Source organism: Herbiconiux daphne (assembly GCF_024979295.1).
Lineage (GTDB): Bacteria > Actinomycetota > Actinomycetes > Actinomycetales > Microbacteriaceae > Herbiconiux > Herbiconiux daphnes.
The window spans coordinates 1-564 of record NZ_JANLCJ010000657.1 but is presented as its reverse complement, the minus strand read 5'-3'; the positions used below and the strand labels follow the sequence as shown (position 1 = coordinate 564).

Annotated in this window: 1 protein-coding gene; it reads left to right on the top strand. The window is 46.1% G+C overall.

Translation table 11 applies throughout. From position 1 onward, the window contains the following. Window positions 1-2: 2 nt before the first annotated feature. On the top strand, window positions 3-564 hold a 562-nt coding region (locus tag N1032_RS26995; protein ID WP_310795993.1), incomplete at its 3' end, for a tape measure protein.

Sequence of the window (564 nt, the reverse complement as noted above, 5' to 3'; positions counted from 1 at the left end):
CCATGGTTAAAAGGTTGAATCAATATGCCCAACACACCCCGTTCAATACATCGGACACCGACAAGATGGGTAAATATCTATATAACGCCGGAATCGAAGGCGACAAGATGTTCGACACCATGACATCTTTGGGGGATGTAACATCCGCCTATGGTGGTAGTGCCGCGGATGCCGTGGAAGTAACAAGGCAATATGCCCAAGTTATGCAATCGGGTACGGCATACACCGAAGATTTGAACATCATGAACGACCGAGGGATTCCAATCTACCAAGCAATTGCCGAACAAATGGGAATCAACGTTGGTGAAGTCAAAAAGATGGCATCCCAAGGGAAAATATCATCCGAGATTTACGGCAAAGCCGTTGCAACATTAGGCGACAAAGTCAAAGGCTCGATGGATAAGCAATCCAAAACATGGACGGGTATGTTGTCGACATTCGAAGACGTATTCGGGCAATTAATGGGTACCCTTACATCGCCAATTTTTGAAGTAGCCAAACAAGCATTGGGCGGCTTACTTGAATACCTTGGTTCCGAATCATTCATGACATCGGTGCAAGGTC